The sequence below is a fragment of the Ancylobacter sp. WKF20 genome, from assembly GCF_029760895.1.
In the GTDB taxonomy this organism is placed as follows: Bacteria; Pseudomonadota; Alphaproteobacteria; order Rhizobiales; family Xanthobacteraceae; genus Ancylobacter.
The window spans coordinates 4,011,264-4,029,412 of sequence record NZ_CP121679.1 but is presented as its reverse complement, the minus strand read 5'-3'; the positions used below and the strand labels follow the sequence as shown (position 1 = coordinate 4,029,412).

Here is an 18,149-nt window from a genome sequence, read left to right as displayed (position 1 = left end):
GGGGAGAGATCATGAGACATCCCGACTTCAGGAACGTCCCCCTGCGCATGGCCGAGACGGCCGGTGGCTCCGGCGCCAGCAATGGCGGCACGGCCGCCAGCGCCAACGGCGCCAATGGCGCCACCGTGCCGGCCGACCAGCTCATCATCCTGCCGGTGCGCAGCCTCGTGCTGTTTCCCGGCGTGGTGATGCCGGTCGCGGTAGCCCGCCCCGCCTCCATCGCCGCCGCCCAGCAGGCCGCCCGCGAGGGCCGGCCGGTCGGCATCCTCATGCAGCGCGACGCGGCGACCGAAGAGCCCGGCCCGACCGAGCTGCACCGCATGGGCGTCGTCGCCAACATCCTGCGCTACGTCACCGCGCCGGACGGCACGCATCATCTGGTCTGCCAGGGTGAGCAGCGCTTCCGCGTCGACGAGTTCGTGCGCGAAAAGCCCTTCATCACCGCGCGGGTGACGCGGATCGACGAGGCCGTCGAGCCGAGCTCGGAGATCGAGGCGCGCTTCGTCCATCTCCAGACCCAGGCCAGCGAGGCGCTGGAACTGCTGCCGCAGGTGCCGCCGGAGCTGATGGCCGCCGTGCGCGGGGCGAACTCGCCCTCGGGCCTTGCCGACCTCGTCGCCGCCTATCTCGACATCTCGCCGGACGAGAAGCAGGAGATGCTGGAGACGGTCGACATCGTCGCCCGCATGAACAAGGTCTCGCGCCTGCTCGCCCACCGCATCGAGGTGCTCCGGCTGTCGCAGGAGATCAGCAAGCAGACCAAGGCGTCGCTGGATGAACGCCAGCGCGAGGTGCTGCTGCGCGAGCAGATGGCGGCGATCCAGAAGCAGCTCGGCGAGGATGGCGGCAACAGCCAGGAGATCGCCGATCTCGACGCCGCCATCACCGAGGCCGGCATGCCGGCGGATGTCGAGCAGATGGCCCGCAAGGAGCTCGGCCGGCTGCGCCGCATGCAGGACGCCAGCGCCGAATACGGCATGATCCGCACCTATCTCGACTGGCTGATCGCCCTGCCGTGGAAGCTGCCGGAGACCCCGCCGATCGACATCGCCGAGGCGCGCCGCGTGCTCGACGCCGACCATTTCGGCCTCGACAAGATCAAGCGCCGCATCGTCGAATATCTCGCCGTGCGCAAGCTCGCGCCGAACGGCAAGGCGCCGATCCTGTGCTTCGCCGGTCCGCCCGGCGTCGGCAAGACCTCGCTTGGCCAGTCCATTGCCCGCGCCATGGGCCGCAAATTCGTCCGCGTCTCGCTCGGCGGCGTGCATGACGAGGCGGAGATTCGCGGCCACCGGCGCACCTATGTCGGCGCGCTGCCCGGCAACATCATCCAGGGCATCCGCAAGGCGGGCACCCGCGACTGCGTGATGATGCTGGACGAGATCGACAAGATGGGTTCCGGCATCCAGGGCGACCCCTCGGCCGCCATGCTGGAGGTGCTCGACCCCGAGCAGAACGGCACGTTCCGCGACAATTATCTCGGTGTGCCCTTTGACCTGTCGCGCGTCGTCTTCATCGCCACCGCCAACATGCTGGACACCATTCCCGGCCCGCTGCGCGACCGCATGGAGATCATCACTTTGTCGGGCTACACCGACAGCGAGAAGCTGGAGATCGCCCGCCGCTACCTCGTGCGCCGCCAGCTCGAAGCCAATGGCGTCACGCCGGAACAGGTGGAGATCGAGGACGACGCGCTGCGCGCCCTCATCCGCGCCTATACGCGGGAAGCGGGCGTGCGCAATCTCGAGCGCGAGGTGGGGCGCGTCGTGCGCCATGTCGCCGTCGACATCGCCGAGGGCACGGCGGATCACGCCGAGATCACCGCGGATCGGCTGCCCGAACTGATCGGCCCGCCGGTCTTCGAGGACGAGGTGGCGCTGCGCGTCTCCACCCCCGGCGTCGCCACGGGCCTCGCCTGGACGCCGGTGGGCGGCGACATCCTGTTCATCGAGGCGACCAAGGTGCCCGGCCGGGGCGGGCTGATCCTCACCGGGCAGCTCGGCGACGTGATGAAGGAGAGCGCGCAGGCGGCGATGAGCCTGGTGAAAAGCCGCGCCGCCGAGTTCGGCATCGACCCGGCGGTGTTCGCCAGCAACGACGTCCACGTGCATGTGCCGGCGGGGGCGACCCCGAAGGACGGGCCGAGCGCGGGCGTCGCGATGTTCACCGCGCTGGTCTCGCTGCTCTCCGGCCGCACCGTGCGCAAGGACACGGCGATGACGGGCGAGATCTCGTTGCGCGGTCTCGTCCTGCCGGTCGGCGGCATCAAGGAGAAGGTGGTCGCCGCCGCACGCGCCGGCCTCACCCGCGTCATGCTGCCGGCCCGCAACCGGCGCGACTATGACGACATCCCCACGGATGCCCGCGAGCGGCTGGAGTTCATCTGGCTGGAGCGCGTCGACGAGGCCATCGCCAACGCGCTGGAGCCGGCGGCGGACACCACGGCCGGCGAGCCGCTGCGCGCGGCGAGCTGAGGCGCGCGTCTGGATATGAGAGGGGCCGCCCGACGCGGCGGCCCCTTACCGCCCAGATGACGGCGCGGAACTTACCGGCTACAGCCTAGAAGCGGCGGGCTCCGCACGCTTCCACCGCCGCACCGGGATCGCGCATGTACACCTTCTGGTCGACCTACTGGCCGCACATCTTCCTGGTCGTCTCGACCCTGATCGGCGTCGTCGCGGCGATCCATGCCGCCATGACCAAGGACGATGTGCGCGCCGCCATTGGCTGGGTCGGCGTGATCCTGCTCTCGCCGGTGATCGGCGCCTTCCTCTATCTCGTTGCCGGTATCAACCGGATCCGCAAGACGGCGGCCGGGCGGCGGCGCGCCAGCCAGCACCGGCGCCATCATCACGAGCGCCCGCCCATCGCCATCTCGCTCTCGCCCGGCCTCTCGGCGATGAAGCGGCTGGGCGACCGGGTGAGCACCCATCCGCTCACCACCGGCAATGCGGTGCGCCTGCTCGACAGCGGCGACGAGGCTTACCCAGACATGCTGGCGGCGATCCGCACGGCCCGGCGCCACATCGCCATGTCGACCTACATCTTCGACAATGACGCCGTCGGCGTTGAGGTCGCCGATGCCCTCATCGCCGCCCAGCGCCGCGGCGTCGCCGTGCGGGTGCTGATCGACGCCATCGGCGCGCGCTATTCGCGCCCCTCCATCGTCGGCCGGCTGCACCAGGGCGGCGTGACCACGGCGCTTTTCATGGGCAATCTCATCGGCTTGCGCCTGCCCTACGCCAATCTGCGCAGCCACCGAAAGATGCTGATCGTCGACGGCGAACTCGGCTTCACCGGCGGCATGAACATCCGCGCGCAGTTCACCAGCCGCTATGCCGGCGACGATCCCGCGCGCGACACGCATTTCCGCATCGAGGGTCCGGCGGTCGAGCAGCTGCTGACCGTGTTCTGCCAGGACTGGTCCTTCACCACCGGCGAGGTGCTCGACGGCGCCGCCTGGGCGGAGGCGCCGGAAGGCCCGCCGCGCGGCGAGGTGGCGGTGCGCGTGGTGCCTTCGGGGCCCGACCGTAACATCGCCTGCGCCCACAACATCATCATGGGCGCGCTCGCCATGGCGCAGAGCCGGGTGCGCATCTGCTCGCCCTATTTCCTGCCCGATCAGCAGCTCATTGGCGCGCTCGCGGTGGCCGGGCGGCGCGGCGTGGAGGTGGATATCGTCATCCCCTCCGCCAACAACCTCAAGCTCGTCGATTACGCGATGACCGCGCAGCTCGACCAGGTGCTGGAAGGCGAATGCCGGGTCTGGCGCGCCGGCGGCATGTTCGACCATTCCAAGCTGATGGCGGTGGACGGCACCTGGGCCTATGTCGGCTCGTCCAATCTGGACCCGCGCAGCCTCAGGCTCAATTTCGAGCTGGATCTCGAGCTGTACCACACCGCCATCGCCGGGGCGGTGGAAGCGCGCATCGGGGCGATGATGGCGGCGGCGACGCCGGAGACACTCGCAACCCTGCGCGAGCGCCCCTTCCTCAAGCGCCTGCGCAACCGCGCCATCTGGCTCGCCTCGCCCTATCTCTGAGGCCGCCGGCAGCGCACCGGGCGGCAGCGAACCACCGGATCAAAAACAAAAAGCCAGCCCCGAAGGGCTGGCTTGAGGGGAGACGCGCTGCGTCTCGGGAGCTTGTCGGAGCCCGCGAGGGCTCCTGAAGTCCGCCGGAAGAAAGGCGCCCGGGCGATGGCCGGGCGCCTTCCTCAGGATCACGCCGCCGCGACGGCCGCGGTGGGGACTTCCGAAATGGTCTTCAGGATCTGCGAGGCGATGGCATAGGGGTCGCCCTGGGAGTTCGGGCGGCGATCCTCGAGATAGCCCTTGTAGTCATTGCGCACGAAGCTGTGCGGAACGCGGATCGACGCGCCACGATCGGCCACACCGTAGGAGAACTTGTTCCACGGGGCGGTCTCGTGCTTGCCGGTCAGACGCAGGTGGTTGTCCGGACCGTAGACGTCGATGTGCTCCTTCCAGTTCTTGGCGAAGGCAGCCATCAGAGCCTCGAAGTACTCCTTGCCGCCGACTTCACGCAGATACTTCGTGGAGAAGTTGGCGTGCATGCCCGAGCCGTTCCAGTCGGTGTCGCCGAGCGGCTTGCAGTGGAACTCGATGTCCACGCCATACTGTTCGGTCAGGCGGAGCAGCAGGTAACGGGCGATCCACACCTCGTCAGCGGCCTTCTTGGAGCCCTTGCCGAAAATCTGGAATTCCCACTGGCCCTTCGCGACTTCCGCGTTGATGCCTTCGTGGTTGATGCCGGCCTCGAGGCAGAGCTCGAGATGCTCTTCCACGATCTCGCGGGCGACGTCGCCGACATTCTTGTAGCCGACGCCGGTGTAGTACGGGCCCTGCGGCGCGGGATAGCCATGCTCGGGGAAGCCGAGCGGACGGCCGTCCTTGTAGAAGAAGTATTCCTGCTCGAAGCCGAACCATGCGCCTTCATCGTCAAGAATGGTGGCGCGGGTGTTGGTCGCGTGCGGGGTAACGCCATCGGGCATCATCACTTCGCACATCACCAGGGCGCCGTTCTTGCGGGCCGGATCCGGGTAGACCGCGACCGGCTTGAGCACGCAATCCGAGCTGTGGCCTTCGGCCTGCTGGGTCGACGAGCCGTCAAAGCCCCACAGCGGGAGTTCCTCGAGCGAGGGGAAGTGGTCGAATTCCTTGATCTGCGTCTTGCCACGCAGGTTCGGCGTCGGCTTGTAGCCGTCGAGCCAGATGTACTCGAGTTTGTACTTCGTCATTGCGTATCTCTCACAAGCTTAAGACCGGTGCCGCAGGCCCCCCGGTCACTTCGCCGGCCGCGCGAGAAGTCGGTCGACCGCCAACGGCTGCCAACTACAAGCAGGACGCGTGCCAACTCCGGCCAGCACGCGCCACGATGAGCCGCCAGAAGCTTCACGAGCACGCGACGGGGGAGCGCCAGATCCGCCCGCGGACGGGCGCGCGGAACCGGCCACCGGCAAAACACGCCTCGCCTCCGCAAGATAGCACCCGGAAACCGCCAGCCTCGCGAAAGCCTGCGCAACCAAACTGCCAAGGACGCCGTTAGTCGATGGCACGAGGACCGACCATCTCGGCGCTGCACAATTTATGATCTTCTTGTGATCGCAAATTGTGCATTTAGTACCTACGCCATGCCGAACGTGCTATTATGCCGCCAAGGGCTGATGCGGGAACGCGCAGCCGAACAAGGAGAAAACAGGATGAGTGCCAGCGTTCATCGCGAGAGTGCGACGATCTACCAGTTCCCGGTCGGCGGGCGGGCCGGCGCAACCAGCCGCTCCGCGGACGACCGCGCGCGGCGCGAAGCCGCCCAGGTGCCGGCCATCTGCTTCGGCAGCTGGTATCATGAGGACGCGATCAAGGAAGATACGGGGCGCAAGAACTGACATCGGTCCGCGTGCCCCTCATGAGACAGCAACGCGCACCGCGTTCACCAGCAGCGATTCCCAGAGGGCCGGCGACCTGACGTCCGGCCCTCTTTGTTTCTGACGTGCCGTGGTTTCTGACGCGCCGTGTGATGACGGCGGCCACCGAACGGCTCAGCCGAAGATCGACCAGCCCATGCGCTGCGTCAGCAATTCCAGCGCGATGCGCCCGAGATGGGAATTGCCGCTGGCGTCCAGCCCCGGCGACCATACCGCGATCGATGCCCGGCGCGGCGCCACCGCCAGAATGCCCCCGCCCACCCCGCTCTTGCCCGGCAGGCCGACGCGATAGGCGAACTCGCCCGAGCCGTCATAATGGCCGCAGGTCAGCATCACCGCATTGATGCGCCGCGCCCGCTCCGGCGACACCACCGAATAGCCGGTCGACGGGTTGCGCCCGCCATGGGCGAGGAACCGCCCGGCCATGGCGAGCTGGCGGCAGGTCATCGCGATCGCGCAATGATGGAAATACACGCCCAACGTGTAGTCGACCGGATTCTCCAGAACACCGAAGGCCTTCATGTAATTGGCCAGCGCCCGGTTGCGGAAGCCGGTGCGCTGCTCGGACGCCGCCACCTTGTCGTCGATGGAGATGTTGGTGTCCTCCGCCACGAAATGCAGGAAGCGCAGGATCTCGCCCAGCGCCTCGCGCGGCTGGTGGCCGGAGAGGATGGCGTCGGTGACGGCGATAGCGCCGGCATTGATGAAGGGGTTGCGCGGCACGCCGTGCTCGGCCTCGAGCTGGACGATAGAGTTGAACGGGCTGCCCGACGGCTCGCGCCCGACCCGCCGCCACAGCCGGTCGCCGATCTTGCCCAGCGCCAAGGTGAGGGTGAAGACCTTGGAGACACTCTGGATGGAGAACGGCACGTCGCAATCGCCGCCCGCCGCAACCTGCCCATCCGCGTCCACCACGGCGATGCCGAAGGCCGCGGGATCGACAGTGGCGAGCTCGGGGATATAGGTCGCCACCTCGCCGCGATCAGGGCGGGCGCGCATCTCCTCAGCGATCTCACGGACGGTCTGGGCGAGGTCGGGCACGGGCGGGGGGATTCCTTGGCAGGGGTCGGCAGGGATTCGGGCAAGGGCGGCGGACGTCAATCCGCCCTTGCAATAGCCAAGCCGCGCCGCAACCGCCAGCCCGCATGCCGTCGGCGCGACGCGCCAGACAGCGCGGCCGCATCCGCACACACTGGCCTGACACTCCACCTCACTGCACTGACACTCCACCGCCCCGTGGGCGGTGAAAACCCGTCATCAGGGCATCGTCAGGCGGCGCACCGCGTCCTGCCAGCCGGCGAGCTTGGCGGTGCGGGTCTCCGGCGCCATGGTCGGCATGAAACGCCGGTCGAGCCGCCAGCTATCGGCGAAGCGCTCCGGCGCCGGCAGGATTCCGGCTTGAAAACCAGCGAGATAGGCCGCGCCCAGCGCCGTCGTCTCGCGCACCACCGGCCGGTCGACCGGCGCCGCGAGCAGGTCGGAGAGGCGCTGCATGGCGAGATTTGAGGCCGCCATCCCGCCATCGACGCGCAGCACGGTCGCCCGCGCCGACGCCTTGCCGCTCGCCTGTTTCCAGTCGGCGCGCATCGCTTCCAGCAGGTCAGAGGTCTGATAACAAACACTTTCCAGCGCCGCGAGCGCAAACTCCGCCCGCGTGGTGGCGCGCGTCAGGCCGAAGATCGCGCCGCGCACATCCGGATTCCAGTGCGGCGCGCCGAGGCCGACAAAGGCCGGCACGAGATAGATCTGCTGCGCCGGATCGGCAGTCTCGGCCAGCGCCTCGCTCTCGGCCGAGGTGCCGATGATGCCGAGCCCATCGCGCAGCCACTGCACCGCCGCGCCGGCAACAAAGATAGATCCTTCAAGGGCATAGGTCCGCTTGCCGGCGATCTGATAGGCGATGGTGGTGAGCAGCCGGTTGGACGAGGCGACCGGCGTGTCGCCGGTGTTGAGCAGCACGAAGCAGCCCGTGCCATAGGTCGACTTGATCATGCCCGGCTGGAAACAGGCCTGACCGACGGTCGCCGCCTGCTGGTCGCCGGCGATGCCGCCAATGGCGATGGCGCCGCCGAAGAATTCCGGCCGCGTGGTGCCGAAGGCGGCGGCGGAATCCTTCACCTCCGGCAGGATGGAACGCGGCACACGCAAGAGCGCCAGCATGTCCTCGTCCCACTCCCCGGTGCGGATGTTGAACAGCAGCGTGCGCGCGGCATTGGTCGCATCGGTCGCGTGGACCTCGCCGCCGGTGAGCTTCCACAAGAGCCAGGAATCAACCGTGCCGAAAGCGAGCTCGCCCCGCTCAGCGCGCGCACGCGCGCCCGGCACATGGTCGAGGATCCAGCTGATCTTAGTGCCGGAGAAATAGGGATCGAGGATGAGGCCGGTGCGCTCGCTCACCATGGGCTCATGCCCTTCGGCGCGCAGCTTGGCGCAGAGTTCGGCGGTGCGGCGGTCCTGCCAGACAATGGCGCGGTAGATCGCCGTGCCGGTGCGGCGGTCCCACACAACGGTGGTCTCGCGCTGATTGGTGATGCCGATGGAGGCGATGTCGGCGGCGCTGGCGCCCGCCTTGGCGATGGCCTCGCGGCAGGTGGCGAGTGTGGTCTGCCAGAGATCCTCCGCCTCATGCTCGACCCAGCCAGAGGCCGGGAAATGCTGGGGAAACTCCTGCTGCGCCATGGCGGCGATGGAGGTGTCGGGCCGAAACAGGATGGCACGCGAGGAGGTGGTGCCCTGGTCGATCGCAAGCAGATAGGAACTCATGACGTCACCTCGAAGGCTGCGGGCGCATCGGAGCCCGGCGCCTGCCGGCGCTCAAGGGGCGGCAGCAAGCGGGCCGGCACGCAGGGCGGCACCATCTGCCATGATCGGAAGGAAAAGTCGCGGGAGAGCCTGCCCTAAAAGGCAGCGCCCTCTCCCCATGCGGGGAGAGGGCGTACGTCACGTCAGGACGCTCAGTTCTTGGTCGGGGGTGTTGCGGGCCAGGACTTGATGAGGGCGTCGTAGTCGATGGTCTCGCCCTTGGGCTTTTCGTTGGCGAGCTTGGGCTGCGGGGCGAGGTTGCCTTCCTTCTTGGCGAGCTCGACCCAGTACTCCATCGGCTTCTTGGCGTTCAGCTTCGGGCCGCACTCGCCCTGCACGCCGGAACGCTCCAGGCGCTCCATCACCGAGTCCTGCGCCGCCGCCAGCGCGTCCATCGCCGCCTGCGGGGTCTTGGCACCCGAGGACGCGTCACCGATGTTCTGCCACCAGAGCTGCGCGAGCTTGGGGTAGTCCGGCACGTTCGAGCCGGTCGGCGACCACTGCACGCGGGCCGGCGAGCGGTAGAACTCGACGAGGCCGCCGAGCTTGGGCGCCCGCTCGGTCATCGCCGGCGACCAGATATCGCTCTCGCGGATGAAGGTCAGGCCCACCATGCTCTTCTTCAGCGACACGGTCTTCGACGTCACGAACTGCGCATAGAGCCAGGCCGCCTTGCGCCGGTCCACCGGGGTGGACTTGAGCAGCGTCCAGGAACCCACATCCTGGTAGCCGAGCTTCATGCCGTCCTTCCAGTAGGCGCCCTTCGGCGAGGGGGCCATGCGCCACTTCGGCGTGCCGTCGGCGTTCATCACCGGCAGGCCGGGCTTCACCATGTCGGCGGTGAAGGCGGTGTACCAGAACATCTGCTGGGCGATGGTGCCCTGCGCCGGCACCGGGCCGGCCTCGGAGAAGGTCATGCCGAGCGCCTGTGGCGGCGTGTACTTCTTCAGCCACTCGATATACTTGACGATCGAATAGACCGCCGCCGGGCCGTTGGTGTCGCCACCGCGCTCCACCGAGGAGCCGGTCGGGCGGCAGCCTTCCATGCGGATGCCCCATTCGTCGACCGGCTTGCCGTTCGGCAGGCCGCGATCGCCATTGCCGGCCATGGACAGCCACGCATCGGTGAAGCGCCAGCCGAGCGAGGGGTCCTTCTTGCCGTAGTCCATGTTGCCATAGACCTTGACGCCGTCGATCTCCTTCACATCGTTGGTGAAGAAGTCGGCGATGTCCTCATAGGCCGACCAGTTCACCGGCACGCCGAGCTCATAGCCGTACTTGGCCTTGAAGCGGGCCTTGTAGTCCGGGTTGGTGAACCAGTCGTAGCGGAACCAGTAGAGGTTGGCGAACTGCTGGTCGGGCAGCTGGTAGAGCTTGCCGTCCGGCGCCGTGGTGAAGCTGAGGCCGATGAAGTCCTTGAGGTCGAGCGTCGGGGAGGTGACGTCCTTGCCCTCGCCAGCCATCCAGTCGGTCAGCGGCACGGCCTGCTTGTAGCGGAAATGCGTGCCGATGAGGTCGGAATCGTTCACCCACGCATCGTAGATGTTCTTGCCCGACTGCATCTGGGTCTGGATCTTCTCGACCACGTCACCTTCCTGGATGAGGTCGTGGGTGAGCTTGATCCCGGTGATCTCGGAGAACGCCTTGGCGAGGACCTTGGCCTCGTATTCATGCGTGGTGATGGTCTCGGAGACGACGTTGATCTCCATGCCCTTGAAGGGCTCGGCAGCCTTGATGAACCACTGGAGTTCCTTCAGCTGCTCGTCCTTGGACAGCGTCGAGGGCTGGAATTCCGCATCGATCCACTTCTTCGCCGCCGCCTCATCCGCACGCGCGGATGACACAAGCACCGGCGCGGCAAAGGCCAGCAGCGCCAGCGCGCTGGCCGCCACCATCAGTCTCGTTCGGCGTGTCTTCGTCTTCATGGCTTCCTCCCGTCTCATTCGAGAATGTCGCGGCCTACCGCCGCTTTGCGAGCGTCACACGAGGCGGAACACCGCCAGTGCGTAGACAAGGCAGAGCGCGAGCGCCCAGCCGAGTTCGGGCCCCACCAGGGCGAGCCAGGCGAGATTGATGAAGGCGCTGCCGAGCAGCGTGATGAACAGCCGGTCGCCGCGCGTGGTGGGAATGCGGAGCACGCCGACACGGGCACGCTCCGGCCGCCACACCGCGATCACGGTGAAGATGATGAGCACCGTGGCGATCAGCGCGAAGAACACGCCGGTTTGCCAGGTCCACGCCATCCAGGCGGTGTTTTCAGTGAGGCGGGTGCTGAAATCGTCCATGCCGGCCTCCTCACACCCGCCCGAGGGCGAAGCCCTTGGCGATGTAGTTGCGCACGAACCAGATCACCAGCGCGCCCGGGATGATGGTGAGCACCCCCGCTGCCGCGAGCAGGCCCCAATCCATGCCGGCCGCCGAGACGGTGCGGGTCATCGTCACCGCGATGGGCTTGGCGTTGGTGGCGGTGAGCGTGCGGGCGAGCAGCAGTTCCACCCAGGAGAACATGAAGCAGAAGAACGCCGCGACGCCGATGCCGCTCGCGATCAGCGGCATGAAGATCTTCACGAAGAAGCGCGGGAACGAGTAGCCGTCGATCGCCGCCGTCTCGTCGATCTCGCGTGGCACGCCGGACATGAAGCCTTCGAGGATCCACACCGCCAGCGGCACGTTGAACAGGCAATGCGCCAGCGCCACCGCCCAGGGCGTGTCGAACAGGCCGATGGCGGAATAGAGATTGAAGAAGGGTAGCGCGAACACCGCCGGCGGCGCCATGCGGTTCGACAGCAGCCAGAAGAACAGGTGCTTGTCGCCCACGAAGGTGTAGCGCGAGAAGGCGTAGGCGGCGGGCAGGGCAAGGCTGATCGAGATGATGGTGTTCAGCACCACATAGGTCAGCGAGTTGATGTAGCCCGAATACCAGCTCGAATCGGTGAAGATCTTGATGTAGTGCTCGAAGGTGATGGCCTGCGGCCAGAGCGAGACCGTGGTGTTGATCTCGTAATTGGTCTTCAGGCTCATGTTGACCAACCAGTAGATCGGCAACATGAGGAAGACGAGATAGAGCACCATCACGACGGTGCCGCCGCGCGAGGAGGAGTTCACGACGCGATCTCCTTGGCCGGGCGCTCGGTGCCGGCGTGGGTCATCACGGTGTAGAAGACCCAGCACACGGCGAGCACGATGAGGTTGTAGACGAGGGACATCGCCGCCGCCTTGCCGAGGTCGAACTGACCCAGGGCGAGCTTGACGAGGTCGATGGACAGGAAGGTCGTGGCGTTGCCCGGTCCGCCGCCGGTGAGGACGAAGGGCTCGGTGTAGATCATGAAGCTGTCCATGAAGCGCAGCAGCACGGCGATCAGCAGCACCCGCTTCATCTTCGGCAGCTGGATGGTGGTGAAGACCGCCCAGCGCGAGGCGCCGTCGATGCGGGCGGCCTGGTAATAGGCGTCGGGGATCGACTTCAGGCCGGCATAGCACAGCAGCGCCACGAGGCTGGTCCAGTGCCAGACATCCATCACCACAAGGGTGAGCCAGGCCGAGAGCACGTCGCCCGTGTAATTATAGGGGATGCCCAGCGCGTTGAGCGCCCAGCCGGCGAGGCCGATATCGGCGCGGGCGAAGACCTGCCAGATCGTGCCGACCACGTTCCACGGGATAAGCAGCGGCAGCGCCATCAGCACCAGCGTCGCGGCAACCTTCCAGCCATCGCGCGGCATGGAAAGCGCGACGAGGATGCCGAGCGGCACCTCGATGGCGAGAATGACGGCGGAGAACAGCAAGTTGCGCCACAGCGCGTCGAAGAAGCGCCCGCCCAGCTCGGTCGAAGGATCGAGCAGCTCCTGGAACCAGCCGAGCCCGTTCCAGAAGAACTGGTTGTTCCCGAACGTATCCTGCACGGAGTAGTTCACGACCGTCATCAGCGGCAGGATGGCCGAGAAGGCGACGATCAGGAAAACTGGCGCGACCAGCAGCCAGGCGCGGTTGTTCAGCGGCTTTTCCATCATGCGCCCCCTTCGCCCGCGACCAGAGCGCCGTCGGCATAGATGTGGACCTGCTGCGGATCGAGAATGAGCCCGGCTTCCGCGCCGGTGGGGCTCACGCCCTCCGGCACCCGCACGGCAGCGGGAAGGCCGGCGATCTCCACACGGGCGATGCGCGTGCGGCCGAGATCGTCGATGCGCGTCACGCTGACCGGCAGACCCGTCCCCGCCGGGGCGAGATGGGCGAATTCCGGCCGCACGCCGAGCTCGATCTTCGCCCCCACCGGCAGGGCCGGGTAGGCACGGGCGAGATCGACGGTGACGCCCTGCGCCCCACCGATGCGGGCGGTGCGGCCCTCGACGGAGGCCGCCAACACATTCATGCCAGGCGAGCCAATGAAGTGGCCGACGAAGGTGTGGGCGGGGCGGATGAACAGTTCTTCCGGCGTGCCGGTCTGCACCACCGCGCCATCATGCATCACCACCACCGTATCGGCGAAGGTCAGCGCCTCCGTCTGGTCGTGGGTGACGTAGATCATGGTGAGGTCGAGCGCGCGGTGCAGTTCCTTCAGCGAGGAGCGCAGCTGCCACTTCAGATGCGGGTCGATGACCGTCAGCGGCTCGTCGAACAGGATGGCGGCGACGTCCGAGCGGACGAGGCCACGGCCGAGCGAGATCTTCTGCTTGGCGTCGGCGGTGAGGTTCTGCGCCTTGCGGTCGAGCACGGCGCTCATGTCGAGCCGGCTGGCGATTTCCTCGACACGCCGGTCGATGTCGGCACGCGGCACGCCGCGGTTCTTGAGCGGAAAGGCAAGGTTCTGGCGCACCGTCATCGTGTCGTAGACGACGGGGAACTGGAACACCTGAGCGATGTTGCGCGCCTCGGTCGGCAGATGAGTCACGTCGCGCCCGTCGAACAGGATGCGCCCGTTCGTCGGCGTCACCAGCCCGGAGATGATGTTGAGCAGCGTGGTCTTGCCGCAGCCCGAGGGCCCGAGCAGCGCATAGGCGCCGCCCTGTCGCCAGACGTGATTGATTTCCTTCAGCGCATAGTCCTGCGGGCCCTGCGGATTGGGCCGGTAGGCATGGGCGAGATGGTCGAGGGTGATGCTGGCCATCGCGCGTCTCCGTCAGGCTGCCGCGTCGAGAGCGCGGCCGGCGCGCGCGCCGGTGGAATCGAACAGAAGGATTTCGTTGGGATCGACGAGCACATCGACCGCCGCTCCCGGCTCCAGCGACCGGATACCCGGCAGAAGCGCGATCAGCGGCGTCTGCCCCATCTCCATGTGCAGATAGGTCTCCGAGCCGGTGATCTCGGCGACGGTAACGCCCGCGCGCAGGCGGAAGCGCGCGCCCGGCGCCGCGGCGGCGCTCTGCGCGTGCCCGTCATGTTCGCCGCCCGCCTCAACCTGCAGATGATGCGCGCGCACGCCGATCGTGTAGCGGCCGTCGGGCACCTCGGCGAAGGCACCGGTGACCGGGATGGACGCGCCGGTCTCCAGCTGCACCACGCCCGCGCTTTTGGTGGCGGTGAGTGTGTTCAGCGGCGGATCGGAGAAGACGCCGGCAGTGGCGAGGTCGCTCGGACGGCGATAGACCTCGGCGGTCAGGCCGAACTGGGTGAGGCGCCCCTCCAGCAGCGTCGCCGTGCTGCCGCCAAGCAGCAGCGCTTCCATGGGTTCAGTCGTCGCGTAGACGAAGACCGCACCGGTCGAGGCGAAGATGCGCGGCAGTTCTTCGCGCAGTTCCTCGCGGAGCTTATAGTCGAGATTGGCCAGCGGCTCGTCGAGCAACACGAGATCAGCGCGCTTCACCAGCGCGCGGGCAATGGCACAGCGCTGCTGCTGGCCGCCGGACATTTCCAGCGGGCGGCGCTGCAGATAGGGCGTGAGCTTCAGGAGCCGAGCCGCCTCGGCGACACGCGACTCGATTTCCGCCTTGGGCAGGCCGGCCACGCGCAGCGGCGAGGCGATGTTCTCATACACCGTCAAGGCGGGGTAGTTGATGAACTGCTGGTAGACCATCGCCACCGAGCGCTTCTTCACGGTGAAGCCGGTGACGTCCTTACCATCGACCAGCACGCGGCCCGAGGTCGGCGCATCGAGGCCGGCCATCAGGCGCATCAGGCTGGTCTTGCCGGACAGCGTGGCGCCGAGCAGCACATTGAGGCTGCCGCGCTCCAGCTTGAGCGACACATCGCGGATATGGGTGACGCCGCCGACGACGCGGCTGACATTCTCGAGCTGAAGCGTCACGACTGGCCTCCCTGCACCGCGACCGTCATCGGGCGCTGCGACGCCTTCTCGCGCATGAACTCATCGAGCGCGGCGATCTGTTCGGCCGAGAAGCGCAGGCCCAGCTTGGAGCGGCGCCAGAGCACATCCTCGGCGGTGCGAGCCCATTCCTCACGCATCAGGTAAAGCACCTCCGCCTCGGTGAGATCGGCGCCGAACACCCGGCCGAGATCGGCCGCGCTGCGCGTCCCGTCAAGCAGACGCAGGGCACGCGTGCCATAGGCAACGACCAGACGGCGAGCCAGACGTTCGTCGAGCCAGGGATGGGCGCGCTTGATCTGTGCGACGATGCGCACCGGCTCACCCACCGGGAAATCGCCGCCAGGCAGCGGCTCCTTGCCGGTCCAGGACACTTTGGAGGCGCCGGGCAGGAAGGCCCCGAGCTTTTCCAGCGCGTGTTCGGCGAGGCGGCGATAGGTGGTGATCTTGCCGCCGAAGACGGACAGCAAGGGCGGGCGCCCCTCGCCCTCTTCCATCTCCAGCACATAGTCGCGGGTGGCTTCCTGCGCCTTGGAGGCACCGTCATCATAGAGCGGGCGCACGCCGGAATAGGTCCACACCACCTGTTCCGGGGTGATCGGCGCGCGGAAATACTCGCTGGCGGCGGCGCAGAGATAGGAAATCTCCTCCGCGCTGGCGACCGGCTGGGCCGGGGTCTGGCCGAAATCGCGATCCGTCGTGCCGATCAGCGTGAAGTCGTGCTCATAGGGCACGGCGAAGATGATACGGCCGTCCGCGTTCTGGAAAATATAGGCGCGGTCATGGTCATAGAGCTTGGGCACCACGATGTGGCTGCCCTGCACGAGGCGGACATTGGCCGGCGAGTTCACCCGCACGACCTGCGCCAGCACCTCATGCACCCACGGCCCGGCGGCGTTCACCAGAACGCGCGCCCGGACGGTGGAGCGCTCGCCATCCTGCTCGACCTCGATCTGCCAGTGGTCGGCGCCCCGCGTCGCGCCGACGACCCGGCAGCGCGGCCGGATGTCCGCGCCACGCTCGGCGGCATCAAGCGCGTTGAGCACGACGAGCCGGCTGTCCTCGACCCAGCAGTCGGAATATTCGAAACCGCGGCTATAGCCCTCGCGCAGCGGCTTGCCGGTCGGGTCGCGCGTCAGGTCCAGCGTGCGGGTGGCCGGCAGCAGCTTGCGGCCGCCCAGATGGTCATAGATGAACAGGCCGAGGCGCAGCAGCCAGGCCGGGCGCAGGCCCTTATGATGCGGCAGCACGAAGCGCAGCGGCCAGATGATGTGCGGCGCGATCTTCCAGAGCACTTCGCGTTCCATCAGCGCCTCGCGCACCAGACGGAACTCGTAATGCTCGAGATAGCGCAGGCCGCCATGGATCAACTTGGTCGAGGCGGAAGAGGTCGCGCCGGCGAAATCGCCCTTCTCGAACAGCACGACAGACGCGCCGCGGCCGGCCGCGTCGCGGGCAATGCCGCAGCCATTGATCCCGCCACCGATGATGGCAAGGTCATAAAGCGGATCGAGCGTGCGAGCGTCCACGCGGCGTCTCCCAAGGCCTGGCTCCTTTAGGTCAGGAGCGCTTTCGTTTTTATCTTCATATTGACGCTAACTGAAACCTCACGCAGCCGCAACGGGCAAAAATCCGAAAGAATCGAACTTTCGTTTAGGTGCAATGCAACAAAAACATGGCAAAGCGCGCCAACGCAGTGAGCGCCATCGGCCGTGCCGAAACGAGGCACATAGGATCAGACACAGCCCGATCGGGCTGCGGTATAAATTTCCGAAATACTCCTATTGCTCCAATAAATTACCCCTATGCCCGGTCCGCCGTTAGCGTCGCGCAACACCCCGTCCAGGCTGGAGCGCTGCAATGACCGACGACATGCTGCATGTGATGCAATGGCATAATGGCGAGAAGGAATTCTCCCCCTTCTCCGATGCCGAAATGAAGCGTCGGCAGTCAGCCGTGCGCGGCTGGATGGCGGAGAACGATGTCGATGCGGCGCTGTTCACCTCATATCACGGCATCAACTACTATTCCGGCTGGCTCTACTGCTCGTTCGGTCGGCGCTACGGCATGGTGATCGACCACGACAAGGCGACGACGATCTCCGCCGGCATCGACGGCGGCCAGCCCTGGCGGCGCAGCGCCAGCGACAACATCACCTACACCGACTGGCGGCGGGACAATTTCTACCGCGCGGTGCGCCAGCTCACCCCGGGCGCGCGCCGCATCGGCATCGAGTTCGATCAGGTGAGCCTCGATTTCCTGCGGCAGCTCGAGGAAGCGCTGCCCGGCGTGGCATTCGTCGACATCAGCCAGCCCTCCATGTGGATGCGCACCATCAAGTCGGCGGAAGAGCAGAAACTCATCCGCGAAGGCGCCCGCATCGCCGATGTCGGCGGGGCGGCCTGCGTGGCGGCGGTGAAGGCCGGCGTTCCCGAGCATGAGGTGGCGCTCACCGCGACCGGCGCCATGGTGCGCGAGATCGCCAAGTCCTTCCCCTTCGTCGAACTGATGGACAGCTGGACGTGGTTCCAGTCCGGCATCAACACCGACGGCGCCCATAACCCGGTGACCAACCGGGTCGTACAGTCCGGCGACATCCTTTCGCTCAACACCTTCCCAATGATCTTCGGCTACTACACCGCGCTGGAGCGCACGCTGTTCTGCGACCATGTCGACGATGTGAGCCTCGACATCTGGGAGAAGAACGTCGCCGTTCACCGGCGCGGCCTCGACCTCATCAAGCCGGGCGCCAAGTGCAGCGAGATCGCGCTGGAGCTCAACCACATGTACCGGCAGTGGGATCTGCTGAAGTACCGCTCCTTCGGCTATGGCCACTCCTTCGGCGTGCTCAGCCACTATTATGGCCGCGAGGCCGGCGTGGAACTGCGCGAGGACATCCACACCGAGCTCAAGCCCGGCATGGTCGTCTCGATGGAGCCGATGGTGATGCTGCCGCAGGGCCTGCCCGGCGCCGGCGGCTATCGCGAGCACGACATCCTCATCGTCACCGAGGATGGCGCGGAGAACATCACCGGCTTCCCCTTCGGCCCCGAGCACAACATCATCCGCAACTGAGGATGGGGAGCGGCGACCACCGGGTCGGCCGCTCCCGACCTCCAGCCCGACAGCAATTGTCGCCGCCCCGGCG

Annotated in this window: 14 protein-coding genes; 4 read left to right on the top strand and 10 right to left on the bottom strand. The window is 67.0% G+C overall.

The features are described 5' to 3' along the window. The first annotated feature begins 11 nt into the window (after positions 1-11). Positions 12-2,474: an endopeptidase La gene (gene lon / locus AncyloWKF20_RS18700; protein WP_279315456.1), complete on the top strand. Its 2,463-nt coding sequence runs from the start codon at positions 12-14 to the stop codon at positions 2,472-2,474. A gap of 134 nt (positions 2,475-2,608) precedes the next feature. After that, a complete protein-coding gene (locus tag AncyloWKF20_RS18695) occupies positions 2,609-4,042 on the top strand; it encodes a phospholipase D-like domain-containing protein (RefSeq protein WP_279315455.1) in 1,434 nt (477 codons plus the stop codon). A gap of 179 nt (positions 4,043-4,221) precedes the next feature. Here AncyloWKF20_RS18695 and AncyloWKF20_RS18690 read toward each other — a convergent pair whose 3' ends face one another. After that, positions 4,222-5,256: a glutamine synthetase beta-grasp domain-containing protein gene (locus tag AncyloWKF20_RS18690; RefSeq protein WP_279315454.1), complete on the bottom strand. Its 1,035-nt coding sequence runs from the start codon at positions 5,254-5,256 to the stop codon at positions 4,222-4,224. 462 nt (positions 5,257-5,718) lie between these two features. On the opposite strand from AncyloWKF20_RS18690, the gene AncyloWKF20_RS18685 reads away from it, so the two are divergent. After that, positions 5,719-5,904, top strand: a complete 186-nt coding sequence (locus tag AncyloWKF20_RS18685) for a DUF2735 domain-containing protein (protein WP_279315453.1) — start codon at positions 5,719-5,721, stop codon at positions 5,902-5,904. 153 nt (positions 5,905-6,057) lie between these two features. Here the strand turns inward: AncyloWKF20_RS18685 and AncyloWKF20_RS18680 are convergent, their stop codons facing one another. The 9 genes from AncyloWKF20_RS18680 to glpD all read right to left on the bottom strand — a co-directional run bounded on the left by AncyloWKF20_RS18680 (position 6,058) and on the right by glpD (position 16,530). Then, positions 6,058-6,984, bottom strand: coding sequence for a glutaminase (locus AncyloWKF20_RS18680; protein WP_279315452.1), 927 nt, complete (start codon positions 6,982-6,984; stop codon positions 6,058-6,060). Positions 6,985-7,200: 216 nt separating this feature from the next. Then, positions 7,201-8,706 (bottom strand): glycerol kinase GlpK, encoded by a 1,506-nt coding sequence (glpK, locus tag AncyloWKF20_RS18675; protein ID WP_267584108.1) that lies wholly within the window; start codon positions 8,704-8,706, stop codon positions 7,201-7,203. Between the two features lie 191 nt (positions 8,707-8,897). Continuing rightward, complete coding sequence (locus AncyloWKF20_RS18670) at positions 8,898-10,670, bottom strand: ABC transporter substrate-binding protein (RefSeq protein ID WP_279315451.1); 1,773 nt, start codon at positions 10,668-10,670, stop codon at positions 8,898-8,900. A 54-nt stretch (positions 10,671-10,724) separates the two neighbouring features. Then, positions 10,725-11,030, bottom strand: a complete 306-nt coding sequence (locus tag AncyloWKF20_RS18665) for a DUF2160 domain-containing protein (protein WP_279315450.1) — start codon at positions 11,028-11,030, stop codon at positions 10,725-10,727. A 10-nt stretch (positions 11,031-11,040) separates the two neighbouring features. Continuing rightward, entirely contained in the window at positions 11,041-11,817 is a 777-nt protein-coding gene (locus tag AncyloWKF20_RS18660) for a carbohydrate ABC transporter permease (protein ID WP_267585567.1), read from the bottom strand. A gap of 29 nt (positions 11,818-11,846) precedes the next feature. Continuing rightward, entirely contained in the window at positions 11,847-12,749 is a 903-nt protein-coding gene (locus tag AncyloWKF20_RS18655) for a sugar ABC transporter permease (RefSeq protein WP_279318024.1), read from the bottom strand. After that, positions 12,749-13,846, bottom strand: coding sequence for an ABC transporter ATP-binding protein (locus AncyloWKF20_RS18650; protein ID WP_279315449.1), 1,098 nt, complete (start codon positions 13,844-13,846; stop codon positions 12,749-12,751). The genes AncyloWKF20_RS18655 and AncyloWKF20_RS18650 overlap by 1 nt, the downstream gene beginning before the upstream one ends. A 12-nt stretch (positions 13,847-13,858) precedes the next feature. Next, the gene (locus AncyloWKF20_RS18645; protein ID WP_279315448.1) at positions 13,859-14,983 is read right to left on the bottom strand and encodes an ABC transporter ATP-binding protein; all 1,125 of its coding nucleotides are present in this window, start codon (positions 14,981-14,983) and stop codon (positions 13,859-13,861) included. Further along, positions 14,980-16,530 (bottom strand): glycerol-3-phosphate dehydrogenase, encoded by a 1,551-nt coding sequence (gene glpD / locus AncyloWKF20_RS18640; protein WP_279315447.1) that lies wholly within the window; start codon positions 16,528-16,530, stop codon positions 14,980-14,982. Before glpD ends, AncyloWKF20_RS18645 begins: the two co-directional genes overlap by 4 nt. A 331-nt stretch (positions 16,531-16,861) precedes the next feature. Between glpD and AncyloWKF20_RS18635 the strand changes: the two genes are divergently transcribed. Beyond that, positions 16,862-18,076 (top strand): M24 family metallopeptidase, encoded by a 1,215-nt coding sequence (locus AncyloWKF20_RS18635; RefSeq protein WP_279315446.1) that lies wholly within the window; start codon positions 16,862-16,864, stop codon positions 18,074-18,076. Positions 18,077-18,149 lie beyond the last annotated feature (73 nt).

Coding starts and splice junctions, on each gene's coding strand:
- AncyloWKF20_RS18670 (WP_279315451.1), bottom strand. CDS start 10,670: ATGAAGACGAAGACACGCCGAACGAGACTGATGGTGGCGGCCAGCGCG.
- AncyloWKF20_RS18665 (WP_279315450.1), bottom strand. CDS start 11,030: ATGGACGATTTCAGCACCCGCCTCACTGAAAACACCGCCTGGATGGCG.
- AncyloWKF20_RS18650 (WP_279315449.1), bottom strand. CDS start 13,846: ATGGCCAGCATCACCCTCGACCATCTCGCCCATGCCTACCGGCCCAAT.
- AncyloWKF20_RS18655 (WP_279318024.1), bottom strand. CDS start 12,749: ATGGAAAAGCCGCTGAACAACCGCGCCTGGCTGCTGGTCGCGCCAGTT.
- AncyloWKF20_RS18695 (WP_279315455.1), top strand. CDS start 2,609: ATGTACACCTTCTGGTCGACCTACTGGCCGCACATCTTCCTGGTCGTC.
- lon (WP_279315456.1), top strand. CDS start 12: ATGAGACATCCCGACTTCAGGAACGTCCCCCTGCGCATGGCCGAGACG.
- AncyloWKF20_RS18635 (WP_279315446.1), top strand. CDS start 16,862: ATGACCGACGACATGCTGCATGTGATGCAATGGCATAATGGCGAGAAG.
- glpK (WP_267584108.1), bottom strand. CDS start 8,706: ATGAGTTCCTATCTGCTTGCGATCGACCAGGGCACCACCTCCTCGCGT.
- AncyloWKF20_RS18685 (WP_279315453.1), top strand. CDS start 5,719: ATGAGTGCCAGCGTTCATCGCGAGAGTGCGACGATCTACCAGTTCCCG.
- AncyloWKF20_RS18690 (WP_279315454.1), bottom strand. CDS start 5,256: ATGACGAAGTACAAACTCGAGTACATCTGGCTCGACGGCTACAAGCCG.
- AncyloWKF20_RS18660 (WP_267585567.1), bottom strand. CDS start 11,817: ATGGTGCTCTATCTCGTCTTCCTCATGTTGCCGATCTACTGGTTGGTC.